Raw genomic sequence first — 26,334 nt, forward strand, 5'->3', positions numbered from 1 at the left:
TATTGCGCCCGTTATAGCCCGGCTTCATGGCGCTTGCAGGCTTTTCATGGTCCGCGCGCACATGGCCGTTATGCCTGCCCAATCGCCAGAACGTATCATTGACGACGGACAGATCCAGGACCCGCCCACCGCCAGAACCATCGGCTCGCTGAGCCAGCTCGCCGCATTGGCCTCGCCGATTCCGCCCGTGGGGCAAAACCTGACATCCGGAAACGGTCCCGCCCAGGCGCGGAGCATCGCGATGCCACCGGCCTGTTCCGCGGGGAAGAACTTGAGCACATCAAAACCGCGTTCGAGCGCCTGCATCAGTTCCGAGGCCGAGGCGACGCCCGGCAGGAATGGCAGATCGCTGGACGCTGCGATGTCCAGCAATTCGCGCGTCGCGCCGGGACTGACCGTGAAGCGCGCCCCGATGGCATAGGCCTTCTGGAAATCCGCCGACGTGAGCACCGTGCCGATGCCAACGATGGCCTCCGGCACTTCGGCGATGACGGCCTTCGCCGCTTCAACGGCAGCATCGGTGCGCAAGGTGATTTCCAGCGTGCGGATACCACCGGCGACCAGTGCCCGCGCCAGCGGTACGGCGTCGGCAACACGTTCGATCGTGAGCACGGGAACGACGAATGCTGCCTTCAGCAGCTTTCGCAGATGGTCCTGACGTTGACCGATATCGAGAGGCTTGTTCATGCGGATGGTCCTCTCATGAGGGTGTGTCGAACGCGATCATATCGGGCATCGCCTCGCGCGGGATGATCGCGCCGGGATGGCAGACGACCGTGCCGGCGAGATAGTGACCTGCCTGTGCTGCGGCGACAGGCTGAACGCCGCTCAGACGTGCATGCAGATAGGCAGCAGCGAAACTGTCGCCGGCCGCGGTGGTATCGACCACCGCGCCACTGACAGGGCTGGCCTCGACACGCTGCGGCTGGCCGTGATCCCGTATGATGCTCGCGGGGGTATCGAGCTTGAGCACCACTTCATCTGCTCCAACGCGCGACAGTAGCCTTTCCTCGATCTCGCCGGGATAGAGCGGCAACAAGTCCTCGACCGAGGCCAGCACGATGTCGGAGACCGCAAAAGCATCCTGAAACGCGGCGTGCGCCAGATCGAGATCGGGCCACCCCCTCGCGCGGAAATTGGTATCGAAGGCGACGCGGACGCCTGTGCCGCGCGCATGTTGAAGCGCCGCAATCAGGCGGTCACGGCCGGCGATGTCGAACAGCGACAGCGTGATGGCCGAGAGATAGATCAGATCATAGTCCGCAAGTGCTGCCAGAAGCGCATCGGTTTCCGGCAGGCTCATCAAGCCTCGCACAGCCGAGGCATCGCGCCAGTGATAGAAGCGGCGCTCGCCGGCCTCATTGGTCTCGATCATATACAAACCGGGCAGCTTGCCCTTGAGGCGCATCACCCGCTCAGTGCCGATGCCCTCGGCCTGCCAGCCAGCAATCATCTCGTCGCTGAGCGGATCGTCACCGAGCGCGGTGACGTAATCGACCTCCGCGCCAAGCCGGGCGAGGTAGACCGCAGTGTTCAGCGTATCGCCGCCAAAGGACCGCGTCAGGTGCCCACCCGGCATCTGACGCAGCTCGATCATGCATTCGCCGATGCTGGCGATCCGCATGGTGGCCTCAATCGACGAACTTGCCGCCGATTTCATCCTCGATATGGATGCGGATGATGTCGTCGAAGGTTTTCTCGGCCGTGGTGAAGCCGAGCTTCAGCGCGCGTGCGGTGTCGAAATCGCGCGGCCAGCCCGACACGATGCCAGTGATGACCGGATCGGTCTCGCGCTTGATGCGGGCGACGACGTTCTTGCCGGCCACGCGCTCCAGCGCGGCGAGCTGCTCGCCGACGGTGACCGACATGCCGGGCATGCTGAGATTACGCCGCGGGCCCATGGCCTGAAGATCCATCGTGCCGGCGTGAACGAGGAAGCCCACGGCAGAGCGCGGCGATGCGTGCCAGTGGCGGACATCCTCGGACACCGGCAGGATGGCTTCCTTGCCGGCCAGCGGCTCGCGGATGATGTTGGAGAAGAAACCGGAGGCGGCCTTGTTCGGTGCGCCCGGACGGACGCAGATCGTCGGCAGGCGGATGCCGATGCCGTCCAGGAAGCCCTTGCGGGTGTAGTCGGCGATCAGCATTTCGCAGATCGACTTTTGCGTGCCGTAAGAGGTCAGCGGCGTGTGAATGAATTCGTCGCCGATCTTGTCGGGGAACGGCGCGCCGAACACTGCGATGGACGAGGTGAAGACCAGCCGCGGCTTGTAACCGCCGCCGATGGCGCGAATAGCGTCGATCAGGTAGCGGGTGCCATCGAGATTGATGCGATACCCCTTGTCGAAATCGGCCTCCGCCTCCCCCGACACGATGGCGGCGAGATGGAAGATCACCTCCGGCTTGTGGGCGACCAGCGGCGCAGCCGTCTTGGGGTCGGCGAAGTCCGACGTCACCAGTTCGATCGGAATCGACGCACCCGCAGGCTTTGCCGGCGCCACCACATCCTGCAGGGTCATGCGGGTGATGTCACGATTGCCGAGACGACCGTCGCGAACCAGTTTCTCTGTGAGCTTGCGGCCAACCATGCCGGCGGCGCCGAGGATGAGGATGTGCAAGGGAAAACTCCTTCTTGTTGTTCTTGGGTTCAACTCTGGCCCTCATGGTGAGGAGGCACCTCTTTGGCGCCGTCTCGAACCATGAATGAGACTACGGCCATCCTTCGAGACGCGGTCGAAGACGACCGCTCCTCAGGATGAGGGCGGTACATTAGGTAAGCCGCCTACTCCTTCACCGCGCCTGTCATCGCCGACACGTAATGCTCGACGAAGAACGCATACAGGATCACCAGCGGCAATGACCCGACCAACGCGCCGGCCATCAGCGAACCCCATTTATAGATGTCGCCGTCGACGAATTCGTTGACGATGGCCACCGGCACGGTCTTGTTCTGCGTCGATTGCAGGAAGGTCAGCGCATAGATGAACTCGTTCCAGCACAAAGTGAACGAGAAGATGAAGGCCGAGATCAGGCCGGGCACCGCGAGCGGGATGATGATCTTGACCAGTATCTGCCAGCGCGAGGCGCCGTCGATCAGCGCGCACTCTTCGAGCTCGAACGGGATGGTCTTGAAATAGCCCATCAGCAGCCAGGTCGAGAACGGGATCAGCAGCGTCGGATAGACCAGGATCAGCGACAGCGGCGAGTCGAACAGGCCGTAGGCCTGGATGACCGACGCCAGCGGAATGAACAAGATCGACGGCGGTACGAGATAGGCCATGAAGATCAACGCGCCGACCGTCTCAGCCCCCCGGAAGCGCAGCCGCACGATGGCATAGGCTGCGAGCACACTGGCGACGATCGACAAAAATGTCGAAGCCGCCGCCACATACATCGTATTCCACAGCCACTGCGGATAGTTGGTTTCGAACAGCAGCTTTTGAATGTGCTTGAAGGTCGGCTTGATCACCCAGAACGGATTGAACCGCTCCATGTCTATCAGCTGCTCGTCGGGTTTGATCGAGGTCAGCGCCATCCAGTAGAACGGGAACAGCAGGATCACCACGATGATGAACAGCGGGATGTAGAGCGTGACGATGCGCCTCGGCAGCGACTCCAGATAGGCCATGCCCTCGCTGTGATCGTCTTTCTCGACGGTCGGCGCGACGGCTGTGCGGTGATCGACGGCGTGATCAGTCATTGTCAGTGCCTTGCTGCCACTTGCGGCGTTGCATGCCGAACCAGGAAATGGCGATGGCTGCCAGAAGGAACGGGATCATGGCGGTGGCGATGGCTGCGCCCTCGCCCAGACGCCCGGAAAGGATGCCGCGCTGATAGCTCAGCGTCGCCATCAGATGCGTCGCATTCACCGGACCGCCGCGGGTCAGCGCCCAGATCAGCTGGAAGTCGGTAAACGTAAACAACACCGAGAAGGTCATGACCACTGCGATGATCGGCGTCAGCAGCGGATAGGTGATGAAGCGGAAGCGCTGCCACGAGGTTGCACCATCCAGTGTCGCCGCTTCATAGAGCGACGGTGACACCGTCTGCAGGCCCGCCAGCAATGTAATCGCCACGAACGGCACGCCGCGCCAGATATTGGCGAAGATCACGCTGGCGCGCGCCCAATTGCTGTCGCCCAGAAAGTTGATGTTGTGGTCGATCAGGCCCATTTTGATCAGCGACCACGAGATGATCGAGAACTGCGAGTCGTAAATCCACCAGAACGCGATGGCCGACAACACGGTCGGCACGATGAACGGGATCAGCACTGCGGCGCGGATCAGCGCCTTGAAAGGCATATGCCGGTTCAGTAGCAGCGCCAGATAGAGGCCAACGGCGAATTTGATGGCGCTGGCGACGATCGTATAGAGCAGCGTATTAAACACCGAGAGCCAGAAGATGCTGTCGTCCTTCAGCCACTCGTAGTTCTCTAGTCCGACAAACACGCCGCCGCGACCGATACGGTCATCAGTGAAGCTCATCCAGACGCCGAGGAATAGCGGGTAAGCGAGAAACAGCAGCAGGAATGCCGCGGCCGGCAGCATGAACCACAGTGCAAGCCAGTTGCGGTTGATCCGCAGCCGGTCCCAGGCCGAGGATCTGGGGATCACTTTTCCTGCCCCCGGCATCGATGTCTGGATCGTGGTCATTGCAAAATAGCTCCAGTCGGATGTCGGCTTCGGTCTGATGTCGTGCAGTCAGTCATGCGTCATGATCCGGTTACGGCAGGATCGCTTCGCCCTCGATCTCGACACGTGCGTGCGGATCGATCAGAGCGGAAACCTGAACCAGTGTCATTGCAGGAAAATGCTTGCCGAGCGTCGCGCCCCAGGCTTCGCCAATGGCGGCGCCGGACGTCTTGAATGCGTTGATGTCGGTCACATAAGCGCGCAGCATCACGATTTGCTTGGGTTCGCCGCCCGCTGCCTTCAGCACGGTGACGAGATTCTCCATCGCGTAGCGCCACTGCGTCCCGAAGTCAGATCCCGCGGCAACTTCGCCCTGCCCGTTCTGCTTGCCGAGTTGACCGGAGATGCGGACGCTCCGCGTACCGCCTGCCACCACCGCATGCGCAAAACCGCGGGGCCGCGTCCAGCCTTCCGGGAGAACTGTCTTGTAGTCGGTCTCTGGCATTCCCATTCCCATCGTTCAGGCAGCCTTTTGTGACACGAGATTCACGGCTGCTCCGGAGAGTTGCCGGCGCGGGTCGCTCCGCGCCGGCAAGGTCGTCCTCAGGCGCGGAAGATGCGCTTCGCCGCGCGCTCGGCAGACGACATCGCGGTCTTCACGTCCTCGCGGCCCGTGCAGTAATTGGCGTACATGTCGACGACCACGAAGTCGGCGATCGCCGCCGCTGCATTCTCGCTCATCTGCGCTTCGCCCGCCGGGGTCGTTGCCGTCGAAGCCACGTCGCGATATGGCGTGTTCTTCGGATCGGCGGTCCAGATCGGGTTCTTCTCGAAAGCAAGCTGGAACGGCGACAGATAGCCCTGGGCTGACTCGACCCACGGATTGAACTGCTCGGGCTCCATCATGAAGGCGGTGAACGCCTTGCAGGCCTGCGGGAACTTGGTGAAGGAGAAGATCAGGATCGGGAAACCGAGATGAAGCTCACGCCGCTTGCCGTCCAGACCGACGGGCAAATGCGCGTGGTTCATGTCTTCGGCAATCGCCGGGGCTTCCTTCTTCGCGGTCACATAGACAGAGATGCCGTTGGTCGTCAGATGCAGCTGGCCGGCCAGGAATGCCTTGTTGTTCGACGAGTCGTTCCAGGACGCGGTGCCGGGAATGAAGTTATCGTAGAGCGACTTGACGTATTCCAGTGACTTCGCGGTCTCCGGAGAATTGATCGTGACCTTGTTGTCCTTGTCGATCAGCTTGCCGCCATGGGCCCACAGCGCCCAGTGCACCCAGCCATTGGCATCGCCCGAAGCGTGGCCCAGCGCCATGCCGCCGGGGGTGCCGTTCTTGTTCATGCCCTTGAACAGATCCTGGAAGCCACCGAGATCGTTCGGGAACGTCTTGTGGCCGGCCTTTTCAGCGGCGGCGACGCGATAATTCACCAGACCGCCGGTCGCAGCGACCGGAACGCCGATCCACTTGCCGTTATGCATGCCGTACTGCTTGCCGGACTCGGCCCAGCCGCCGTTCTTCTTGCCGAGATAGTCGGCGACGTCGGAGACGTCCATGCACTTGGTCGGGAACAGGAACGGCAGGGAGTACAGGCCCCAGACCATGTCGAGGCCCTGTCCGGTATTCGCCGCGACCGAAGCCTTCGGCTGAATGTCGTCATAGGATTCGTTGGAGACGGTGATGGTGACGCCGGTCGCCTTCTGGAAGGCGTCGACGATCTTCATGAAAGCCACGTCTTCGGCTTCGACGAAGCGCTTCCAGCGCAGCAGGTTGATCTTGGCGCCGGCTTCCGGCTTCCACTGTGAGGCCTGCGCCCAGGCTTTTGCGTAGCCCAGCAATTGATCCGCGGACATGGTCGCCGCAGCAGCAAGCGTGATCGCGCCGCCCTTGAGCAGAGATCGGCGATCCGGTGTAAATCCAGTCATCTTTCGTCTTCTCCCTGTAATATTGGTTCGTTGATCGACCAATGTTTTGAAATTGATTTGGCGGAAAAGCGCGTCAGTTGACGCGCTTGCCGGTCTCCTTGTCGAACAGATGCGCCGAATTCGCGCGCGGCCTGAGATGAATCTTGTCGCCCGGCGCGACCGGACGTCGATCACGGAAGATCGCGATGATGTCCTGGGTGCCGATGCGTGCGACGACCTGAGTCTCCGAGCCCATCGGCTCGACCACCACGACCTCGGCCTCGATGCCGTCATCGGCGAATTCGAGATGCTCGGGACGAATGCCGTAAGTGACAGCCTTGTCGTTCCCTGCCGCAGGCGCTGCCGTGATCGGCAGCTTCGCACCGTTTGCGGTCTCCACCCATGGCTGTCCGCCATTCACCTTCAGCGTGCCTTCGAGAAAATTCATCGCAGGCGATCCGATGAAGCCGGCAACGAACTTGTTCTCGGGGCGATCGTAGAGTTCCAATGGTGCGCCCATCTGCTCGACGATGCCGTCTTGCATCACCACGATCTTGTCGGCCATGGTCATGGCTTCGATCTGGTCATGGGTCACATAAACCGTCGTCGTCTTCAGGCGCTGATGCAGTTCCTTGATCTCGGCGCGCATGGCGACGCGCAGCTTGGCATCGAGATTCGACAGCGGCTCGTCGAACAAAAACACCTGCGGGTCACGCACAATGGCGCGGCCCATGGCGACGCGCTGACGCTGACCACCCGACAACTGCCGGGGGAAACGCTCAAGCAATCGCCTCAAATCGAGAATATCGGCGGCGCGATTGACCTTCTGATCGATCTCGCTTTTGTCGGCGCCGCGCAGCTTGAGCGAAAAGCCCATATTCTGGGCAACCGTCATATGCGGATACAGCGCGTAATTCTGGAACACCATGGCGATGTCGCGCTCTTTCGGCTGGACATCATTGACCACGCGATCGCCGATCGAAATCGTTCCGGACGTGATCTTCTCCAGGCCAGCCAACATGCGCAGCAATGTGGATTTTCCGCAGCCGGATGGCCCAACCAGAACCACGAATTGGCCATCCTCGATGGGGACCGACACGCCGTGGAGAACCTCAAAACCGCCAAAAGACTTACGAACGTCGTGAATCTGCACGGACGCCATACATTTCCCTCCCAAATGTCCCATTTTAGAGACTGCGTCCTCCGATTGCCGGAGCCGCCTGTTCTTACTTGTCTGACATCCTACCAGATTTTCTGGCGGCGTGTCGTTGGATCATAGTCGTAGAAAAACTTCGCAGATGCAAACGTTGCGAAGCAGCCAGTGGCGTGCAAACATTCGTGACCAATCAAAAGAGACGACGCACCAGAATATAAAGTGTGCGCTGCGGGAGAAATGATGACCAAGTCGACTTCGTCCACGCCGACTGCGGGGACCTCGCCTGCAAAGGCAACCAAGCGCAAACTTCGTTCGAGCGAATGGTTCAACGATCCCCACAATCCCGGAATGACTGCACTCTATCTTGAGCGCTATCTGAACTACGGCCTGACGCGTCACGAATTGCAGTCCGGCAAGCCGATCATCGGCATTGCGCAGACCGGCAATGACCTGTCGCCCTGCAATCGCCATCATCTCGAACTCGCCAAGCGCGTTCGCGAAGGCATTACCGCTGCCGGCGGTCTTGTGATGGAATTCCCGGTACATCCGATTCAGGAGACCGGTAAGCGGCCGACTGCGGCGCTTGATCGCAACCTTGCTTATCTCGGCCTTGTGGAAATCCTGTTCGGTTATCCGCTCGATGGCGTCGTGCTGACAACCGGCTGCGACAAAACCACGCCGGCCTGTTTGATGGCAGCAGCGACAGTCAATCTCCCCGCAATCGTGTTGTCCGGCGGTCCGATGTTGAACGGCTGGCACGAAGGCCAGCGTACCGGCTCCGGCACCGTGGTGTGGAAATCGCGTGAACGCCTTGCCGCCGGCGAGATCGGCTACGAAGAATTCATGACGCTGGTCGCGTCCTCGGCGCCGTCGGTCGGCCATTGCAACACCATGGGTACCGCGTCGACGATGAACTCGCTGGCCGAAGCTTTGGGCATGTCACTGCCCGGCTGCGCTGCCATCCCCGCGCCCTATCGCGAGCGCGGCCAGATTGCCTATGAGACGGGCAGCCGTATCGTCGACATGGTGTGGGAGGACCTCAAGCCGTCCGACATCCTGACGCGCAAGGCGTTCGAGAACTGCATCGTGGTCAACTCCGCCATTGGGGGTTCGACCAACGCGCCCATTCATATCAACGCGCTGGCGCGTCATATCGGTGTCGAACTCGATATCGACGACTGGCAGAAATTCGGCCATGACGTACCGCTGCTGGTCAATATGCAGCCGGCCGGCTTCTATCTCGGCGAGGAATATCACCGCGCCGGTGGTGTGCCCTCGGTGGTGCGCGAACTGATGAAGCACAAGCGCATCCATGAGGACGTGATCACCGTGAACGGCAAGACCATGGGCGAGAACTGCGCCGCCTCGCCCAAGCCGGACAACGACGTCATCTGGTCCTATGACAAACCGCTGGTGGCCGATGCCGGCTTCCTCGTCCTGCGCGGCAACCTGTTTGATTCCGCAATCATGAAGACCTCGGTAATCTCCAAGGAATTCCGCGATCGCTATCTGATCAATCCGAAGGATCCGAACGCATTTGAAGGCCGCGCCATCGTGTTCGAGGGGCCGGAGGATTACCACGACCGCATCGACGACGCCTCGCTCGATATTGACGAGCATTGCATCCTGTTCGTGCGCGGCACCGGCCCGATCGGCTATCCCGGCGGCGCGGAAGTCGTGAACATGCAGCCGCCGGCAGCGCTGATCAAACGCGGCATTCTATCGCTGCCCTGCATCGGCGATGGCCGGCAGTCGGGCACATCCGGCTCGCCGTCGATCCTCAACGCGACACCTGAAGCGGCAGCCAATGGGGGCCTCGCAATCCTGAAAACGGGCGACAAGGTGCGCATCGATCTCAACAAGGGCTCGGCGAATATCCTGATCTCCGACGAGGAGCTGAAGCGCCGTCGCGCCGAACTGATGGCCAATGGCGGATTCAAATATCCGGCCAACCAGACGCCGTGGCAGGAGCTCTATCGCAACACCGTCGGCCAGCAGGCCACTGGTGCCTGTCTCGAACTTGCAACGCGCTATCGCGATATCGCCGGTACGGTCGGGACGGCGCGGCATAATCACTAATCCCTCGGTCGTCATTGCGAGCGCAGCGAAGCAATCCAGTCTTTCTTCTTGGCTTCTGGATTGCTTCGTCGCTTCGCTCCTCGCAATGACGGCGGAGAGTGAATGAAAAATTTCAGGGAGGCTTCACATGTCTGAGCGCTTGAAAGGCAAACGCGCCTTCGTCACCGCGGGCGCCGTCGGTATCGGCCGCGCCTGTGCACTGGCCTTTGCGCGCGAAGGCGCAACGGTGTTCGCCACCGATATCGACGACAAGGGCGTAGCGCTGCTGACCAAGGATGGTATCGCCGAGACTGCACGGCTCGACGTGCGCGACACGGCTGCCGTCGAAGCGATGGCGAAGGAGGTCGGCGATATCGACATCCTGCTCAACGCCGCCGGCTTCGTGCATCACGGCGCAGCACTGGAATGCTCCGATTCCGACTGGGACTTCTCGTTCGACCTCAACGTCAAATCGATGCACCGGACCATCCGTGCGTTCCTGCCCGGCATGCTTGCGCGCGGCAATGGTGCGATCGTCAACATTTCCTCCGCCGCCGGTGTCTTCAAGGCAGCGCCCAACCGCTACGTCTATGGCGCAACCAAAGCCGCCGTCGCCGCCCTCACCCGTGCTGTGGCTGTCGACTACATCACCAAAGGCATTCGCTGCAATGCGATCTGCCCCGGCACGATTGAAACGCCCTCGATGCTCGATCGCGCCGCAGCCGCAGGCCCGAATGGCCGCGAGCTGTTCGTGAGCCGGCAGCCGATGGGTCGTCTCGGGACCGCCGAGGAAATCGCATCCCTCGCCGTCTATCTCGCCAGCGACGAGAGCGCCTTCACCACCGGCGTCGCGCACATCATCGACGGCGGCTGGACGCTGTAACCGAGGACATCGCATCATGAACAAGATCGATTTGAACGGCCGCTGCGCCGTGGTCACGGGCGGCGCCCAGGGCTTTGGCCGCGCGATCACTGAACGCTTCGTGGCTTCCGGCGCCAAGGTGGCGATCTGGGATCAGGATATCGACCTGGCCGTAAAAACGGCGAGCGAGATCGGCGACGACGTGATTGCCCTCAAAGTCGACGTCACCGACGTGGCTTCAATTGATGAAGCTCGCTCTGCGACGCTTCAAGAGTTCGGCAAGATCGATATCCTGGTCAACAATGCCGGCATCACTGGATTCAACAAGCCGGTGTGGGAGATCGATTACGACGACTGGCGCAAGGTGATGCGCATCAATCTCGACGGCCCGTTCCTGTGCTGCAAGGCCGTCGTGCCAGTGATGCTGAAGCAGAATTACGGCCGCATCGTCAACATCGCCTCGATCGCCGGCAAGGAAGGCAATCCGAATGCCTCGCACTATTCGGCGTCGAAGGCCGGCCTGATCGCGCTGACCAAGTCGCTCGGCAAGGAACTGGCCGGCCACGAGATCAACGTCAACGCCATCACGCCTGCGGCCGCGAAGACGGCGATCTTCGACCAGATGACCGAACAGCATATCAACTTCATGCTGTCGAAGATTCCGAAAGGACGTTTCGTACTGGTGCAGGAACTGGCCGCCATGGCTGCCTGGCTGGCCTCGGAAGACTGCGCCTTTTCGACCGGCGCGGTGTTCGATATTTCGGGCGGACGGGCGACCTATTGAACATCGCGGCACAAGGATCCGCTCTTCTGCTCTGCTCAACACGGAAGAGCGACCGGCCTTCGGACGACTACTTTTTGCCCTTGGTAAAATTTATATCTACAGTAAAGCTGAGCCCATCATCGGCCACTTCCGGAGGCGGTTTTGGCAGATACTTGGCTCGATGCAGGATCGAAATCGCCGCTTCGTCGAAAGCCGCGTCGCCAGAACCTTCTGTCACGCTGGACGATATTACTTTTCCAAGCCGATCGAGGGTGAAGGTGATTTTGACGACAGCATCCCTGCTCTTTTCGACGTCGGGATATCGCTTATTGCTCTGGAGATAGGCTGTAAGCTGCTTGTTCCACTTTTGAGTGAGTCTTTTCTTATCGCGAAGTAAGCCGGGATTCTGCACGACCGGCTTGTCACCGGCTTTTGTGTCTTCGATTCGCTGATAAGCTGCGGCATCTGAAGCATCCGCCGCATCTTGCGCCTCCTGCTTCTTCACCGCCTTCTCCGGCTCGACCTCCTCAGGCTTTTTCGACTCGGTCTCGCTCACAGCGCGGTCAGCATCCTCATTTTCGCGCGGCATTTCTTTGGGAAGATCGGTCTCTTTCTCGACCGCTTTCTGCTCCTGCACAGCCTGAGACGCAACTTGCTGCGCGGAATCCGGCCCTAGCGGCACGTCCTCGGTCGGGTCGACATCGACCGACACCATCTCCATGCCAACCTCTATGCCGCTGGCGCCGAGGCCGTCGTCGTCCTCTTCCTGCTGCATCTCGAACACGGCCGCAGCGATGCCGCCGACATGCAGCAGCACGGCGACAAGCGCCGCGATCAGCCACAGTCGCCAGGACGACTTTCCATCAAGCTCGGACATATCGTTTCCGTAACGTCAGGGCTTCGGTGCAGCGGTCGGCGATGCGGCAGCGGCATCTGGAACACCTTCCAGTGCAACAAGCTTGGTCTTTTGATAGCCACCGGCACGCAGCCGTTCCATCACATCGAAGAATTCGCCATAGGGCACCGCGCGATCGACGCGCAGGAAGATCGGACGATCCTTGTTGCCGTCGCCCATCGCATCGAGCTGACGCACCAGATCGACACGCTTGACCATGTTCTCGCCTATCGCGACCGCGAGATCCGGCTTGATGCTCACATAGGTCGGCTTGTCCGGCTTCTTCTGCGGCGTCACCGTGGAGGACGGCAGATTGATCGGCAGGTCCACCGTCGAGAGCGGCGCGGCCACCATGAAGATGATCAGCAGAACCAGAATGACGTCGATGAAGGGCGTGACGTTGATTTCGTGATTTTCACCGAAATCATCATCGTCGTCTGCACCTTCGGAAAGCGACATACCCATGATTATTCAGCCGCCGCGCGTGCGTGTGAACTCGAATGCGTACGATCAAGATCGCGTGACAGCAGACGACCGGCGGCGCCCTGCGCACGGCCGACGATTTCCATGTAGGCCTTCGTCACGCGCGAGAAGTGATTGTAGATGATGACCGCCGGGATCGCCGCGACGAGGCCGATGGCGGTCGCCAGCAGCGCTTCGGCGATACCGGGCGCGACGACGGCGAGATTCGTGGTCTGCGACTTCGAGATGCCGATGAAGCTGTTCATGATGCCCCACACAGTGCCGAACAGTCCGACAAACGGCGACGTTGCGCCAATGGTCGCGAGGATACCCATACCGGTACGCACCTTGCGGCCTTCAGCGCGAACGATTTCGCCAAAGCTCGACGCGGCGCGCTCCTTGATGCCTTCATCGCTCGAAATGCCGGCGGACATCCGCCCTTCCCGCATCGCCGCTGCCAAAAATCGCGACAGGATCGTGCCGCGCTCACCGAGCGCCATCTGCGCCTCGGACAGCGAACGCGATTCACCGATCTTGCGGAGCGCGGCCTTCAGGCGACGCATTGCCCAGGTCAGTTCCATCATCTTGAAAATGCCGACCGTCCAGGTGACGACCGATGCGAAAGCCAGACCCACCATCACCGCCTTGACGATGATGTCGGCGCCCATGAACATTTTCCAGGGCGACAGATCGTGCTCGCCGGTCGCGACCATCGGCCGGGGCGCGGCCTCCACCACCGGGCTAGCAAGAGCTGTCGAAGCGGTCGGGCTCGCCGCTGTGCTGCTCGGCTGAGCAGTTACCGGGGCCGGCGCCGCAGCGGGAGCTGCCTGAGTAACCACCGGCGCCACGGGCTTTGCAGCCTGCTGCGCAATGATTGGCGAAGCAAACGCGACCACTGCCAGCACAGCCAGCGACTTAAGAACAGTTCTAAACAAGCTTATACCTCGGCCCAGTAGCGGATGAGATTATGATAGATGCCCGTCAATTTGACCGTTTCTGGGTCGTCTCTTCCGAGACGTTCAACTAGGCTCTGAATCGCGCTGTCGAGATCGAAGATCATGCTGCGCGCATGAGCATCACGTATCATGCTCTGTAGCCAGAAAAAAGACGCTACGCGCATACCTGCCCTTAGAGGCGTTACAAGGTGCAAACTGGAAGCAGGATAAAGTACGAGGTGGCCGGCCGGCAGCTTCACCTCGTGTGAGCCGTAATTGTCTTCAATAACAAGCTCACCGCCCTCATATTCTTCGGGCTCGGAGAGGAACAGCGTCACTGAAAGGTCGGTGCGGATACGCATGCCGGTGAGATGATCGCCGCGCACTGCATTGTCGACGTGCACGCCGAAGTGATGTCCATCCGACGAGACGTAACGATTGAACAGCGGCGGGAAGATATGCAGCGGAATTGCTGCAGACAGAAACCGCGGGTTCGACGTCAGTGCCGAGATAATCTGATTACCGAGCGCGCGGGCCACATCGCTGTCCGGCGGCAGTTGCTCGTTCCTTTTGACCAGCGCCGATTGCGCACCGGCAGTCGAGCGACCGTCCTCCCAACCGGCCGCATCCATGATGCGGCGGAACTCCGCCACATCACTTTTGCTCAGAACATCAGGGATGCAGATCAGCATCCCCTAGAACTTCCCACTGAGAACAAGTGTTCCCGACCGCCCCGGCGCCACCAGCACGAACGGTGCAGCACTGTTGTAGAAGCCGTCATAGTAGAGCTTGTTGGTGAGGTTGTTGACGAACAGCTTGAGGGTGATGTTCTTGTCGATCTTCTTCTCGACGAACATGTCGAAGCGCCAGAATTCCGGCAGGACCGTCGTGGTGGTCGTGTACAGAATGCCACCGGTGCGCTGCGACTGATAGGTCGCCTGCCCGCCCAGCTCCCAGCCATAGTCGAACTTGTACTTGGTCATCAGGTTGAACGACTGATGCGCGATATTGGCGAGATCGCGCCCGATGAAAGCAGGCGTTGCCGAATTCAGCACCTTGGATTCCATCAGAACCAGACCGCCGAACACGCTCCAGCGATCGGTAATCTTGCCGGCGACGCCGAGATCGATGCCGCGGATCCGGTAAGACGCACCAGCGACGACCTGCGTGACGCCACCGACGGCGAGCTGCTCACGCGCGTTGCTCTTGGTGGTCTCGAACAGGGCACCGGTCAGCAACAGATGGCGATCGAACAGTTCCCACTTGGTACCGACTTCCGCCGACTTGTTCTTTTCCGGCGCGAACACCTGATTGTAGGCGCCCGTGAGGTTGAAGCCGCCATAGCGTGCGTCGGTGCCGTCCAGTTCCGCACCGACCGGGTTGGTCGACGTGGCGTAGGCCGCATAGACGCTGCCATAGGGTAGCGGCTTCAACGTCAGGCCGACATTCCAGTTTACATTTCCGCTATCTGCCTTTTGCGGGAACGTGGTGGTGGTCGCAAACGGCTTGCCTGCGCTGACGCTGTAGTCGTCATAACGGATGCCGGTGTTCAGATAGACGAGGTCGTTGTAGTTCGCCGTGTTGATGGCGTAGCCCGCATTGGTATCGACCTTGATGACCGTTGGATTGTTGGCACGCGTGGGCTGCGCGAAAGCCGAATAGGTCAGATACGGATTATTGATCGGAACGATCACCGAGCCGATGCTGGTGCTGCCACCCGGCAGTGACTCCGTCGTCAGGCCCGTAAAAGTGTCGATATCGACCTTCTCGCGCGAGATCTCCGCACCGACGATGGTCGTGTGCCTGATCGGACCGGTGTCGAACTTGAACTTCAAGTCTGACTGGTTAGCGATCGTGTCCGTGGTCTGGTAGCGGCTGACGGCGTTGAGCTGCACCAAACCGTAACCGGCAGGATCGGGAGAATAGCCGGGAATGCCGGCGCGGGGCGCTTCCGGCAAAGTGCCGACATAGGCCAGGGTCGAGCGTTCCAACCGCATCTTGTTGCTGAAGGTAACATCCGGGGTCAGCGCGACTTCGGTGTTCAGCGAACCGATATCCTGACGTGCATGCTGGAAGTCGCGATTGGCGAAGCCATAGTAGTTGTTGCGGTTGGCGATGCCGGTTTCCGTTGATGGCTTGTTGGCCGCGCGGTCCCATGGAATACCGAAATCCGGGATCGAATTGAGATCGGTGTGGATGTAGTTGGCCGTGACCTTCACGGCATCGACCGGCGTCCACTTGATGGCCGCGAAGCCTCCCCAGCGATCGTCAGTCGTGGTGTTGCGGCCAGCAACATTGGCGTCCTGGAACAGGCCGCCGGCGCGCACCGACACCGTCGGGCTCAGCACCTGATTGGCGTCGATGGTCACGCGCTTGGTGGCATCGGTGCCGAAGGCGGTATCGATATTGGTGAAATTCTTGTCGCCCGCCTGTTTGGTGACAATGTTGATCGCACCGCCGGCAGTGCCGCGTCCGGCGAAGGACGATGCCGGACCGCGCAGAATCTCGACCTGTTCGGTGAAGAAGTTTTCACGAATGCTGACGGCCGGGTCGCGGATACCGTCGACGAACACGTCATTGCGAGCATCGAAGCCGCGAATGAAGAAGCGATCGCCGAAAGCATTGCCGCCCTCACCGGTGCCGAGCGTCACGCCGGCCGTCGAACGGACGGCATCGCGCAGCGATGTCGCGTTCTTGTCCTCAAGAACTTCCCTGGTGAGCACCGTGACGGTGCGCGGCGTATCCAGCAGCTTCTCGGTGAATTTTCCGCCCGCAAGCCGATCACCTTTATAGGGCGCGGACGGATCAGCATAAGGATCAGCGGCTAGTCCGCCGGCATTCGGAAACGGCACCGGCGCGACCGGCACCGGTTGAGCCCGGCGGGCGGCGCGGCGGAGCGCGGTGCGCGCGCGAATCTGGTCCGGACTTGGCTTCGACGCCGCCGGCCGGGGCCGGGCAACCGGGGCATCCACTGTGACCGGCGGAAGGGTGGATTGCTGCGCTTCGGCACCGCTGAACGACGCAACCGCGATAAGACCCGCAACCGCCGTTACTTTTCGGCCAGAATGGGGATCGGCGCCCTCGCCGACACGAACCTCAGAAACAGCACGCAAAGATCGCGGCATTTTCGCCGTACCCATCGAATTCCCCCAAAACTGCGACGCCAGGACGCATCAAGTGCGATAATTTGTCCCATGGACGTAGTCGGCAGGAGAACGGGTGGTCAACGCAATTGGGCGAGATTGCAGGGTTCTTATGTTTGAATATGTCTAGATTGGCCGCGGCAGCTACCGGGAGGTAATATGAGACGGCCGCCCTATTCGCTGCTCGGCGGCTTCATCAGCGAGAACATCTCGTCGACGGTCTGCAGCGCCGACTGCCTTACCCGATCCGTATTCTCCATGCCGGCGATGTTGATGCCACGCACGACGGCTTTGATCTCGTCCCGATAGTCGGTCAGGAAGCGCAGCGGATCCGGCGAGTCATTGGCGACCCGCGCGATCAATCCGGTAATCAAAATCTGACAGGCGATCATCCGCCCATTCAACTCGTCCATGTGCCGCTCCGGCTCGATTACATTTGCAAGCCGCGATGTCGGCTTCGACGAGGCTATGGCGGATACGACGCGCAGTTACAACACCAGGCGCTTCTCACTGCGCCGATGGATTGTCCAAGACGCCGCATAAAACGAGGCGCAGTGTCCTGTTGGAACGATGCGAGAAATCACGCGTAAATCATAGTGAACATGAAGATTTGGCAATGAAGCACGCGTTCAAGCGGTCGTGTGTTTACAGCATTTGAGTCGCCACCTAGCTGATCAGGAGCCGCCCAAGCGGGCGCGCATTGGACGCGCTTGTCTGCGTCAATGGCTGCCAAGAGATTGATGAGATCACCATGACAACGCTTACCCGTTTTCGATGGACTGGGCTGATTGTTCTGGCGCTGCTTGCGGCCGGCGGAACTATCGCATGGCAGCATTACGGAGCTACCGGAGCACAGCAGGCGAATGCCGACAAACCGCGCGGCCCTGCCCCTGTCCCGGTGAAAATCGCATCTGTCGAAAAAGCTGATTTCCCCGTTTATCTCGGCGGTTTAGGCACCGTGCAGGGTTTTAATACTGTCGTCGTGCGGACCCGTGTCGATGGTCAGATCGACACAATCGCTTTCACCGAAGGACAGATCGTCAAGGAGGGTGACCTGCTCGCGCAGATCGATCCGCGCCCGTTCCAGGCAGCGCTCGATCAGGCCAAGGCCAAGAAGGCGCAGGACGAAGCCAATCTCGCCAATGCCAATCTGGATTTGCAGCGCTTCACCAAACTCGGCGAATTCGCGACACGGCAACAAACAGACACACAACGCTCCACCGTGCAGCAGCTGACCGCGCAGATCGCTGCCGATGATGCCGCGATCTCGAATGCGCAGACGCAGCTCGCTTACACCACGATCAAGGCACCGATCTCCGGCCGCGTCGGCTTTCGTCAGGTCGACCAAGGCAACATCGTCAATGCTGCGACCCAGACCGGCATCGTCACCATTGCGCAGATCGAGCCGATCGCCGTGATCTTCACCGCGCCTGAACAGAACCTCATCGACATCAGCCAGTCGCTAGCGGAGCATCCGCTCAAGGTGATCGCGCTGACCACCGACGGAAAGCGGACGCTCTCGGAAGGCACGCTCGCGGTCATCAATAATCAGGTGGATACGACCAGCGGCACGATCCGGCTCAAGGCGGTATTCGACAACAAGGACCACGTGCTGTGGCCCGGCCTTTCCGTCTCGACACGGTTGCTGGTGACCACGTTGAAGGATGCGACCGTCATTCCCGACGATGCCGTTCAGCATGGGGCCGACGGGCTCTATGCCTTTGCGGTCGGCACCGACAACAAGGCCGAGCTGAAGAAAATCAAGGTCGGCCGTTCCATCGATGGCCGCACGGTGGTCGAGGACGGGTTGAGCGCCGGCGAGCGCGTCATCGTCGCCGGGCAATATAAAGTGCAGCCGGGCGCGCTGGTGGCGACGTCAGTCGCAACATCCGCAGCCACTCCGGCGAAGGGCGAATAGCCATGAACGGAGGAATTTCAGCACCGTTCATTCGCTATCCGATCGCAACATCATTGCTGATGGCCGGCATCCTGTTCGTCGGCCTGGTCTCCTATCCCCAGCTTCCCGTCGCGCCTTTGCCGCAGGTCGACTTCCCGACCATCCAGGTCGCCGCCACCCTGCCCGGCGCCAGCCCCGAGACGATGGCGTCCTCGGTGGCGCAACCGCTGGAGCGACAGCTCGCGCAGATCCCCGGCGTGGCGCAGATGACCTCGACGAGTTCGCTCGGCACATCTGCAGTCACGATCCAGTTCGATCTCAACCGCTCGATCGACGGCGCCGCCAATGACGTGCAAGCCGCGATCAATGCCGCCGGCGGACAATTGCCGAAGACGCTTCCGAGCCCGCCCACCTATCGCAAGGTCAACCCGGCGGACTCGCCGATCATGCTGCTGTCGGCGACATCGGACACGCTGCCCATTACAACGGTCAGCGACAGTGTCGATGCGCAACTGGCGCAGCAGATCAGCCAGATCTCCGGCGTCGCCCAGGTTACAATCGGCGGCCAGCAAAAGCCGGCGATCCGCATCCAGATCGATCCCGCCAAGCTGGTTGCCAAGGGGCTGCAACTCGAGGACATCCGCAGCCAGATCGCGATCACCACCGTCGACAGCCCGAAAGGCAATATCGACGGCGCGACCCGCAGCTACACGATCTACGCCAACGACCAGTTGCCGGAATCGAAGGATTGGAACGATGTCATCATCGCCTATCGCAATGGTGGCCCGCTGCGGATCAAGGATATCGGCACGGCGGTGACAGGCCCGGAAGACGCCAAGCAGGCGGCATGGGCCAACGGCAAGCGCGGCGTGTTTCTGGTGATTTTCAAGCAACCCGGCGCCAACGTCATCGACACCGTCGACAAGATCAAGGCCGAGCTGCCGCGTCTGGTGGCCGCGATCCCGCCGACCGTGAAGATCGAGGTCCTCAGCGATCGCACGCAGACCATCCGCGCCGCCGTGCAGGATGTCCAGTTCACCCTGCTGCTGACCATCGCCCTCGTCGTAATGGTGATCTTCGTCTTCCTGCGAAGCGTCTGGGCCACCGTCATTCCCAGCGTGACCGTACCGCTCGCATTGCTCGGCGCCTGCGCGCTGATGTGGGTGTTCGGCTATACGCTCGACAACCTGTCGCTGATGGCGCTGACCATCTCGGTCGGCTTCGTGGTCGACGACGCCATCGTGATGCTGGAAAACATCACTAGATATATCGAGGAAGGCGAAACACCGATGGCTGCCGCGCTGAAAGGCGCCGGTGAAATCGGCTTCACCATCGTCTCGATATCAGTCTCGCTGGTCGCGGTGCTGATCCCGCTGCTGCTGATGGGCGGCATTATCGGCCGCCTGTTCCGCGAATTCGCCGTGACACTGACCATGACGATTTTCGTCTCGCTGGTGGTGTCGCTAACGCTCACCCCGATGATGGCCTCGCGCTTCCTGCGCGAGGAGAAACACGCCAAGCATGGCCGGCTCTATCAGCTCAGCGAGAACGCCTTCGACGCTCTGCTGCGCGCCTATGAGCGCGGCCTCGACCTCGTGCTGCGCTGGCGCCTGACGACGCTGATGATGTTCTTCGCCACGCTCGTCCTGTCGGTCTATCTATTCATGATTATCCCGAAGGGCTTCTTCCCGCAGCAGGACACCGGCCTGATCACCGCTTCCTCCGAAGCGTCGCAGGATATTTCCTTCGCCGACATGAAGATCCACCAGGAAGAACTCGGCAAGATCGTGCAGGCCGATCCCGACGTCGCCAGCGTCGCCATGTCGATCGGCGGCAGCGGCGGCGCGCTCAATACCGGGCGCATGTTCATTACCTTGAAACCGCGGGACGAACGTTCCGCCAATGCGCAACAGATCATCACACGGCTGCGACCGAAGCTGGAGAAGGTTCAGGGCGCGCGCCTGTTCATGCAGGCGGCACAGGATATCCGGCTCGGTGGCCGCGCCACCCGCACCCAGTTCGAATACACGCTGCAGGATGCAAATCTGGCCGAACTGAACGAGTGGGCACCCAAGATTCTGGCCAAGATGCAGACGCTGCCGGGTCTACGCGACGTCGCCACCGACCAGCAGACCAAGGGCACGACGCTGACGCTGACCATCGATCGCGACAACGCCTCGCGCTACGGCATCCAGCCGCAACTGATCGACGACACGCTGTATGACGCGTTCGGCCAGCGTCAGGTCGCGCAGTATTTCACGCAGTTGAACAGCTATCACGTTATTCTCGAGATATTGCCCGAGCTGCAGGGCAAGCTCGATTCACTCGACAAGATCTATATCAAGTCGCCGACGACAAGCGACATGGTGCCACTGTCGGCCTTTGCCAAATGGACGACGGTGCCGGTGCGGCCGCTCTCGATCAGCCATCAGGGACAATTCCCGGCGATCACGATCAGCTTCAATCTCGCCCAGGGTGTTGCGCTTGGACAGGCGACCGATGCCGTACAGGCTGCCATGCAGGATATCGGCGCGCCCTCAACCTTGCGCGGCACCTTCCAGGGTACGGCGCAGGCGTTCCAGCAATCGCTATCGACGGTGCCGCTGCTGATCCTCGCCGCACTGGTGGTGGTCTATCTGATCCTCGGCATTCTCTATGAGAGCTACATCCACCCGCTGACGATCCTGTCCACCCTGCCCTCTGCCGGCGTCGGCGCGCTGGCGATCCTGATGGCGTTCGGTTTCGATTTCAGTCTGATCGCACTGATCGGCATCGTGCTGCTGATCGGCATCGTGAAGAAGAACGGCATCATGCTGGTGGACTTCGCAATTGCTGCCGAGCGCGACGAACATCTTGAACCGGAAGAAGCCATCCGCAAGGCCGCTATCCTACGTTTCCGCCCGATCATGATGACGACCATGGCGGCGCTGCTTGGCGGCGTGCCGTTGATGCTCGGCACCGGCACCGGTTCGGAAATCCGCCAGCCGCTCGGCTACGCGATGGTCGGCGGCCTGATCGTCAGCCAGGCACTGACGCTGTTCACGACACCAGTGGTCTATGTCTATCTCGACAAGCTTTCCAATATCATGTCGGGCTGGGGACGATCGAAGCGCGACGACGATAACCGGTCGGACAAGCAGATGCTGGCGAAACAGGCCGCCGAATAGCGCAACGGCGCGCTATACAGCTTCTTCGATCCTGGTGCCGACATAGACGGTGTTGGACACTTCCTCGTCTGCGTTCAGATTGTCGAAGGCCACGACATGCGCGGTGACGGCGCCAAAGACACTCTCCATCACGGCCGTGAATGCAGCTTCTGGTGGGTCGTTCGACCACAGCGCAAACACGCCGCCGGGCTTGAGATGCCCGGACAGACGCTGCAGCCCGGCCGCCGTATAGAGCACGGCATGACTCGGATGCAGCAGGTTGTCCGGCGCATGGTCGATATCGACCAGTATCGCATCGAAGCGACGACCGGGTTCGTCGGGATCAAGATGACCACCCGTCGAGGTCGCCATCTTGAAGAAATCGCCATGGACGAGACGGCAGCGCCCGTCCGCCGACAATTCGCGGCCGATCGGGATCAGGCCGGCCTGATGCCATTCGATCACTTCGGGCAGTGCATCAATGACGACCAGCGAACCGACCTTCTCATGCGCGAGAACTGCCTGCGCAGTGTAGCCCAGACCGAGACCGCCAACGACGACATCCAGCCCGCTGCTGGTTAGTGACGCCAGACCGATATCCGCCAGCGCGATCTCGGCAGCCGTGAATGCGCTCGACATCAGAAATTCGTCGCCGAGCTTGATCTCAAAGATATCGATGTCCGTGCCCGGCTTCCGCCGACGTCGCAGGGTCAGGACACCCATCGGCGTCGGGCGATAATCCAGTTCTTCGAACATCATGCTCATATCCAACCATGTACATGGCGCGTGCAACCCGGCAACAACGAAATGCCCCAAGTGTGCAAATCTGGACAGACACCTCCGGCGAAATGACTAAACACTTGGCGTCGTCGGCGATTCGTCGCGTCATGGTTGCGTGTTGCGTGGAGAGTGACTGCAGGCTCACTCCAGCGCGCGGGGGCGCCGCCATGAAACGCATTCTGGTCGTCGACGACGACCCACTCGTGTCCATGTCATTAGGCTGACACTGGAACGCGAGGGCTTCGAAACCGTCTCGGCCGATGGTGGCGAGATCGGTCTATTCGTGTTAGAAGATACAAGCTTCGATGTGATGATCATCGATATCTTGATGCCGCATGATCAGGCGTCAGCCATATCGCCGTGATCGCTCTTCGCCGGCGATTTCTTCTTGCTACCTTTGGTGTTCAGGAAGCGAATATCGATCTGCGCACCGTTCACCTTGACCAGTTCGCAGCGGCGATAGGCAAGTCCGGTCGATGACAGCAGCAGGAAGAACTCTTTCAGATTGAGGCCCTCGATGGAGGTCTCGAGTATCAACTCGGCGTCGTGACTCGACACAGCCTTCAACACACAACTGCGCCGCCATGTGCCGTCGATGGCCATGATCCAGACATTGTAGCCGCGCCCGAAAATGACGCGCCCGTTGGTTGCAACTTCTTCTGCCATGACCGCTCCTACGCCCGCATACTGGCGGGAGACGTCTTCAGTCCGGCACCCATGCCGGGCACGATCGATGGCGACGCTTGCGCACTCACCGGCAGATACACACCGCGACGATTGGGGCAAACCCGATAGCGGTCGGTGAGACCAATCACAGTCTCGGCTGCGCCCAGAAACAGATAGCCGTCAGCCTCGCTGGCTTTTGCAAGCCTGCCGAAGATCTCGGTCTTGGTCGCCTGATCGAAATAGATCAGCACGTTGCGGCAGAAGATGACGTCGAACTTGCCAAGATGTGCGTAGTCCTGCAGCAGGTTGAACTGCTTGAACTGAACCATCGCGCGGATGTCAGCATTGAGCTGCCACGTCGTACCGGTCTGCTTGAAGTGTTTCACCAGCAACTGGATCGGCAGGCCGCGCTGCACCTCGAACTGGGTGTAGACGCCAGTGCGTGATTTTTCGAGCACTTCGGGCGAGAGATCCGTGGCCACGATCTCGACGCGCCACCCCGTCAGCGCGGCGCCGAATTCCTTCATGATCATGGCGAGCGAATATGGCTCCTGCCCGGTCGAGCCGGCGGCGCACCAGATCCGCAGGCTACGCTTGCCTGCGCGCGCCTTGATCAGGTCGGGAATAACCGTGTTCTGAAAATGCTCGAACGGTGTCTTGTCGCGAAAGAAGAAGGTCTCGTTGGTGGTCATAGCTTCGACCACATCCGAGATCATCGGCTCCGAACCGGCTTTCATCTTCTGAACGAGTTCGCTGATCCCGGCGACACCGACCTTACGCGCCAGCGGCATCAATCTGCTTTCGAGCAGGTACTTCTTGTCGGCCGATAGCACCAATCCGGAACGATCTTTCAGAATCTTCTGCAAATACTCATAATCGATAGGGGTCATGGTCTCTTTCTAAGACGCAACGCCGGTCCAAATAACTTGCAGCGACGACGGTATGCCGCTGCGTGCAAAAAGCGCGTAGTACACGATTGCAGCAAATGACTAAGAGATCGCCAAGACGCCGCAGGACGTCGCGCAACGCCGGGCACAAAGTTGAGAAGCGCGACCACATAACCGTTGCACGCGGTAGCCCATAACCTGCGCAAACAGAACAGCGCACCAAGCGAATGGGTGGAAGCGGCATCAATTGACAATGAAAAAAGCCGGCGCTTTCGCGCCGGCTTCAATGTCTCGATATCTCGTAGCGTCAGGCTGCGCGTACGGCGTTCAGGAACTTGCTGACCTCGACCTTCAGACGCGTGCTGTCCGAGGACAGCGACTGCGCTGCAGAGAGCACCTGCGAGGATGCCGAGCCGGTCTCGCTGGCGCCACGCTGAACGTCGGTGATGTTCGACGAGACTTGCATGGTACCCTGCGCTGCCTGCTGGACGTTGCGGGAGATTTCCTGGGTCGCAGCGCCCTGCTCTTCCACCGCCGAGGCGATCGTCGAAGCGATCTCGGACATCCGGCCGATGGTGTCCCCGATCTCCTTGATCGCACCAACCGATTCCTGCGTCGCCGCCTGGATGCCGGAGATCTGCGTCGAGATCTCGCCGGTGGCTTTCGCCGTCTGCTCGGCCAGCGCCTTCACTTCCGATGCCACCACCGCGAAGCCACGACCGGCCTCGCCGGCACGCGCTGCTTCGATAGTTGCGTTGAGCGCCAGAAGATTGGTCTGGCCGGCGATGTTGTTGATCAGCTCGACGACGTCACCGATGCGAGCGGCCGCACTGGCAAGCGCGCTGACGCGATCGTTGGTCAGGCGGGCCTGATCGACGGCCTGATTGGCGATGCTGGCCGATTCCTGCACCTGACGGCTGATTTCGTTCACTGACGAGGCCATCTCCTCGGTCGCCGAAGCAACCGACTGCACATTGGTCGAGGCTTCCTCCGAAGCGGCTGCCACGGTCGTTGTCAGCTCCTGCGAACGTTCGGCGGTCGCAGTCAGCGTGCTGGCAGAGGCTTCCAGTTCGGTCGAAGCCGACGACGCCGTCTCGACGATCTCGCCGATCATCGTTTCGAATTCGCGGGTGATGCTATCGACGCGGCGACCGCGCTCGATCTTGGCTTCTGCATCGGCTGCTGCAGCTTCGTCCGCCGCACGCTTGTCGATCAGCGCCTGCTTGAAGATCTGCAGCGCGTCTCCCATCGTGCCGATCTCGGTCTTCATGCCCTGATGCGGCACGACGGCGGACAGATCGCCCTGGCCCAATGCCTGCATCGGCTTGACGATCGATGCGATGCCGCTGGAGACGTCCCGCACGAGGTAGATGCCGATGCCGATGCCGAGCAACGCCGAGACGACGAGGATTGCGACAACCATCATGAAGGCAGCATCGTAATTGGCCAGGGCGTCTGCACCGGCAGTGTCGGAGCCCTTGAGATTGAGCTCGATGTCCTTGTTCAGGATTTCGTCAGCTTTCAGGCCGATCGGATTCACGGTCTTCGTGTTCAACGCATTGGCTTCCTGTGGCATCTTGCCGGCGCTCTTGCGCGACAGATCCATCACATCGAGCGTGCCCTTCTTGTAGCTGTCCCAGAGCTTGCTCCATTCCTCGTAGAGCGCGCGCTCTTCCGGCGAGGTGATCAGCTTCTCATACTTCGCGCGGATAGCGGTGTTGCTCGCCACCACCGTCTCGAGCGTTTTCTCATTGGCCAGCTTCTCCTCCAACGTCTCGGACAGCATGTGCTGACGGATCACGTTGCGATAGGTGATGACGCCGGAGCGCAGATCGCCGAGGAAACGCACGCTTGGCAGCCAGCTGGTCTGGATATCCACCGCATTGGCGTTGATCGCCTGCATCTTGCGAACCGCGACCAGGCCCAGACCCGTCATCGCAAGCAGCAAAAATGAAAGAACAATGGTGATCTTGGCGCGAATAGACAGGCTGGCGAGCATGACGAAGGGTCCCTCGGTTTTCGACCGTTGGTCCGCAATGTGCGGGGTGTCGTGGAAATGAAGCAGTCAGCAGAGGTGCAATTGGCAGAGCGACGAACACGGGGTTTGATGACTTTCTTGTTATCAAGTCCCGTTCCTGCAATTTG

Annotated in this window: 23 protein-coding genes; 5 read left to right on the plus strand and 18 right to left on the minus strand. The window is 60.6% G+C overall.

Annotated features, from left to right (window positions below; translation table 11 throughout):
• Window positions 1-24: 24 nt before the first annotated feature.
• The 8 genes from eda to HP556_RS13425 all read right to left on the minus strand — a co-directional run bounded on the left by eda (window position 25) and on the right by HP556_RS13425 (window position 7,701).
• On the minus strand, window positions 25-687 hold the full coding sequence (eda, locus tag HP556_RS13390) for a bifunctional 4-hydroxy-2-oxoglutarate aldolase/2-dehydro-3-deoxy-phosphogluconate aldolase (protein WP_175367342.1): 663 nt from the start codon (window positions 685-687) through the stop codon (window positions 25-27).
• Window positions 688-700: 13 nt separating this feature from the next.
• Window positions 701-1,624, minus strand: coding sequence for a sugar kinase (locus HP556_RS13395; protein ID WP_175367343.1), 924 nt, complete (start codon window positions 1,622-1,624; stop codon window positions 701-703).
• 7 nt (window positions 1,625-1,631) lie between these two features.
• Entirely contained in the window at window positions 1,632-2,618 is a 987-nt protein-coding gene (denD, locus tag HP556_RS13400) for a D-erythronate dehydrogenase (protein ID WP_175367344.1), read from the minus strand.
• A 164-nt stretch (window positions 2,619-2,782) separates the two neighbouring features.
• Window positions 2,783-3,700 (minus strand): carbohydrate ABC transporter permease, encoded by a 918-nt coding sequence (locus HP556_RS13405; protein ID WP_089267203.1) that lies wholly within the window; start codon window positions 3,698-3,700, stop codon window positions 2,783-2,785.
• Complete coding sequence (locus HP556_RS13410; RefSeq protein ID WP_089267202.1) at window positions 3,693-4,652, minus strand: carbohydrate ABC transporter permease; 960 nt, start codon at window positions 4,650-4,652, stop codon at window positions 3,693-3,695. The genes HP556_RS13405 and HP556_RS13410 overlap by 8 nt, the downstream gene beginning before the upstream one ends.
• 70 nt (window positions 4,653-4,722) lie before the next feature.
• Window positions 4,723-5,136 (minus strand): RidA family protein, encoded by a 414-nt coding sequence (locus HP556_RS13415; RefSeq protein WP_158596833.1) that lies wholly within the window; start codon window positions 5,134-5,136, stop codon window positions 4,723-4,725.
• A gap of 98 nt (window positions 5,137-5,234) precedes the next feature.
• Entirely contained in the window at window positions 5,235-6,560 is a 1,326-nt protein-coding gene (locus tag HP556_RS13420) for an ABC transporter substrate-binding protein (protein ID WP_175367345.1), read from the minus strand.
• A gap of 73 nt (window positions 6,561-6,633) precedes the next feature.
• Window positions 6,634-7,701, minus strand: coding sequence for an ABC transporter ATP-binding protein (locus HP556_RS13425; RefSeq protein WP_089267200.1), 1,068 nt, complete (start codon window positions 7,699-7,701; stop codon window positions 6,634-6,636).
• A gap of 234 nt (window positions 7,702-7,935) precedes the next feature.
• Between HP556_RS13425 and HP556_RS13430 the strand changes: the two genes are divergently transcribed.
• From HP556_RS13430 to HP556_RS13440, 3 genes are all read left to right on the plus strand, one after another.
• Window positions 7,936-9,774, plus strand: coding sequence for an IlvD/Edd family dehydratase (locus HP556_RS13430; protein ID WP_089267199.1), 1,839 nt, complete (start codon window positions 7,936-7,938; stop codon window positions 9,772-9,774).
• Between the two features lie 127 nt (window positions 9,775-9,901).
• Window positions 9,902-10,636 (plus strand): SDR family oxidoreductase, encoded by a 735-nt coding sequence (locus tag HP556_RS13435; protein ID WP_175367346.1) that lies wholly within the window; start codon window positions 9,902-9,904, stop codon window positions 10,634-10,636.
• 16 nt (window positions 10,637-10,652) lie between these two features.
• Window positions 10,653-11,399 (plus strand): SDR family NAD(P)-dependent oxidoreductase, encoded by a 747-nt coding sequence (locus tag HP556_RS13440; protein ID WP_175367347.1) that lies wholly within the window; start codon window positions 10,653-10,655, stop codon window positions 11,397-11,399.
• A 67-nt stretch (window positions 11,400-11,466) separates the two neighbouring features.
• Here the strand turns inward: HP556_RS13440 and HP556_RS13445 are convergent, their stop codons facing one another.
• From HP556_RS13445 to HP556_RS13470, 6 genes are all read right to left on the minus strand, one after another.
• A complete protein-coding gene (locus tag HP556_RS13445) occupies window positions 11,467-12,255 on the minus strand; it encodes a TonB family protein (protein ID WP_175367348.1) in 789 nt (262 codons plus the stop codon).
• 15 nt (window positions 12,256-12,270) lie between these two features.
• A complete protein-coding gene (exbD, locus tag HP556_RS13450; protein ID WP_175367349.1) occupies window positions 12,271-12,738 on the minus strand; it encodes a TonB system transport protein ExbD in 468 nt (155 codons plus the stop codon).
• Between the two features lie 2 nt (window positions 12,739-12,740).
• Window positions 12,741-13,670, minus strand: coding sequence for a tonB-system energizer ExbB (gene exbB / locus HP556_RS13455; protein ID WP_175367350.1), 930 nt, complete (start codon window positions 13,668-13,670; stop codon window positions 12,741-12,743).
• Window positions 13,671-13,672: 2 nt separating this feature from the next.
• Window positions 13,673-14,362 (minus strand): Fe2+-dependent dioxygenase, encoded by a 690-nt coding sequence (locus HP556_RS13460; RefSeq protein ID WP_120291080.1) that lies wholly within the window; start codon window positions 14,360-14,362, stop codon window positions 13,673-13,675.
• A gap of 3 nt (window positions 14,363-14,365) precedes the next feature.
• A complete protein-coding gene (locus HP556_RS13465; RefSeq protein ID WP_175367351.1) occupies window positions 14,366-16,810 on the minus strand; it encodes a TonB-dependent receptor in 2,445 nt (814 codons plus the stop codon).
• 176 nt (window positions 16,811-16,986) lie between these two features.
• Window positions 16,987-17,226 carry a hypothetical protein gene (locus HP556_RS13470; RefSeq protein ID WP_089267192.1) on the minus strand — a complete coding sequence of 80 codons (240 nt, stop codon included), beginning with the start codon at window positions 17,224-17,226 and terminating at the stop codon, window positions 16,987-16,989.
• A gap of 338 nt (window positions 17,227-17,564) precedes the next feature.
• Here HP556_RS13470 and HP556_RS13475 point away from each other — a divergent pair, with 338 nt between their 5' ends.
• Window positions 17,565-18,731 (plus strand): efflux RND transporter periplasmic adaptor subunit, encoded by a 1,167-nt coding sequence (locus HP556_RS13475; protein WP_175367352.1) that lies wholly within the window; start codon window positions 17,565-17,567, stop codon window positions 18,729-18,731.
• Between the two features lie 2 nt (window positions 18,732-18,733).
• Window positions 18,734-21,877 carry a multidrug efflux RND transporter permease subunit gene (locus HP556_RS13480; protein WP_175367353.1) on the plus strand — a complete coding sequence of 1,048 codons (3,144 nt, stop codon included), beginning with the start codon at window positions 18,734-18,736 and terminating at the stop codon, window positions 21,875-21,877.
• A 12-nt stretch (window positions 21,878-21,889) separates the two neighbouring features.
• Here the strand turns inward: HP556_RS13480 and HP556_RS13485 are convergent, their stop codons facing one another.
• The 4 genes from HP556_RS13485 to HP556_RS13500 form a co-directional block, all read right to left on the minus strand.
• The gene (locus tag HP556_RS13485; protein WP_210269178.1) at window positions 21,890-22,615 is read right to left on the minus strand and encodes a spermine/spermidine synthase domain-containing protein; all 726 of its coding nucleotides are present in this window, start codon (window positions 22,613-22,615) and stop codon (window positions 21,890-21,892) included.
• A 360-nt stretch (window positions 22,616-22,975) separates the two neighbouring features.
• Window positions 22,976-23,302 carry a pilus assembly protein PilZ gene (locus tag HP556_RS13490; RefSeq protein WP_068730616.1) on the minus strand — a complete coding sequence of 109 codons (327 nt, stop codon included), beginning with the start codon at window positions 23,300-23,302 and terminating at the stop codon, window positions 22,976-22,978.
• Between the two features lie 8 nt (window positions 23,303-23,310).
• On the minus strand, window positions 23,311-24,192 hold the full coding sequence (locus tag HP556_RS13495) for a CheR family methyltransferase (RefSeq protein ID WP_175367355.1): 882 nt from the start codon (window positions 24,190-24,192) through the stop codon (window positions 23,311-23,313).
• 304 nt (window positions 24,193-24,496) lie between these two features.
• A complete protein-coding gene (locus HP556_RS13500; RefSeq protein WP_175367356.1) occupies window positions 24,497-26,188 on the minus strand; it encodes a methyl-accepting chemotaxis protein in 1,692 nt (563 codons plus the stop codon).
• Window positions 26,189-26,334 lie beyond the last annotated feature (146 nt).

Origin of the sequence: Tardiphaga robiniae (assembly GCF_013359755.1) — a bacterium.
Taxonomy (GTDB): Bacteria; Pseudomonadota; Alphaproteobacteria; order Rhizobiales; family Xanthobacteraceae; genus Tardiphaga; species Tardiphaga robiniae.

What these genes read in the sequence shown, in the direction of transcription:
- HP556_RS13470 (WP_089267192.1), bottom strand. Translation starts at nt 17,226, where the DNA reads ATGGACGAGTTGAATGGGCGGATGATCGCCTGTCAGATTTTGATTACC.
- HP556_RS13440 (WP_175367347.1), top strand. Translation starts at nt 10,653, where the DNA reads ATGAACAAGATCGATTTGAACGGCCGCTGCGCCGTGGTCACGGGCGGC.
- HP556_RS13395 (WP_175367343.1), bottom strand. Translation starts at nt 1,624, where the DNA reads ATGCGGATCGCCAGCATCGGCGAATGCATGATCGAGCTGCGTCAGATG.
- HP556_RS13425 (WP_089267200.1), bottom strand. Translation starts at nt 7,701, where the DNA reads ATGGCGTCCGTGCAGATTCACGACGTTCGTAAGTCTTTTGGCGGTTTT.
- eda (WP_175367342.1), bottom strand. Translation starts at nt 687, where the DNA reads ATGAACAAGCCTCTCGATATCGGTCAACGTCAGGACCATCTGCGAAAG.
- HP556_RS13445 (WP_175367348.1), bottom strand. Translation starts at nt 12,255, where the DNA reads ATGTCCGAGCTTGATGGAAAGTCGTCCTGGCGACTGTGGCTGATCGCG.
- exbD (WP_175367349.1), bottom strand. Translation starts at nt 12,738, where the DNA reads ATGGGTATGTCGCTTTCCGAAGGTGCAGACGACGATGATGATTTCGGT.
- HP556_RS13430 (WP_089267199.1), top strand. Translation starts at nt 7,936, where the DNA reads ATGACCAAGTCGACTTCGTCCACGCCGACTGCGGGGACCTCGCCTGCA.
- HP556_RS13460 (WP_120291080.1), bottom strand. Translation starts at nt 14,362, where the DNA reads ATGCTGATCTGCATCCCTGATGTTCTGAGCAAAAGTGATGTGGCGGAG.
- HP556_RS13490 (WP_068730616.1), bottom strand. Translation starts at nt 23,302, where the DNA reads ATGGCAGAAGAAGTTGCAACCAACGGGCGCGTCATTTTCGGGCGCGGC.
- HP556_RS13465 (WP_175367351.1), bottom strand. Translation starts at nt 16,810, where the DNA reads ATGGGTACGGCGAAAATGCCGCGATCTTTGCGTGCTGTTTCTGAGGTT.
- HP556_RS13435 (WP_175367346.1), top strand. Translation starts at nt 9,902, where the DNA reads ATGTCTGAGCGCTTGAAAGGCAAACGCGCCTTCGTCACCGCGGGCGCC.
- HP556_RS13475 (WP_175367352.1), top strand. Translation starts at nt 17,565, where the DNA reads ATGACAACGCTTACCCGTTTTCGATGGACTGGGCTGATTGTTCTGGCG.
- HP556_RS13485 (WP_210269178.1), bottom strand. Translation starts at nt 22,615, where the DNA reads ATGATGTTCGAAGAACTGGATTATCGCCCGACGCCGATGGGTGTCCTG.
- HP556_RS13405 (WP_089267203.1), bottom strand. Translation starts at nt 3,700, where the DNA reads ATGACTGATCACGCCGTCGATCACCGCACAGCCGTCGCGCCGACCGTC.
- HP556_RS13420 (WP_175367345.1), bottom strand. Translation starts at nt 6,560, where the DNA reads ATGACTGGATTTACACCGGATCGCCGATCTCTGCTCAAGGGCGGCGCG.
- HP556_RS13415 (WP_158596833.1), bottom strand. Translation starts at nt 5,136, where the DNA reads ATGCCAGAGACCGACTACAAGACAGTTCTCCCGGAAGGCTGGACGCGG.
- HP556_RS13410 (WP_089267202.1), bottom strand. Translation starts at nt 4,652, where the DNA reads ATGACCACGATCCAGACATCGATGCCGGGGGCAGGAAAAGTGATCCCC.
- HP556_RS13480 (WP_175367353.1), top strand. Translation starts at nt 18,734, where the DNA reads ATGAACGGAGGAATTTCAGCACCGTTCATTCGCTATCCGATCGCAACA.
- HP556_RS13495 (WP_175367355.1), bottom strand. Translation starts at nt 24,192, where the DNA reads ATGACCCCTATCGATTATGAGTATTTGCAGAAGATTCTGAAAGATCGT.
- HP556_RS13500 (WP_175367356.1), bottom strand. Translation starts at nt 26,188, where the DNA reads ATGCTCGCCAGCCTGTCTATTCGCGCCAAGATCACCATTGTTCTTTCA.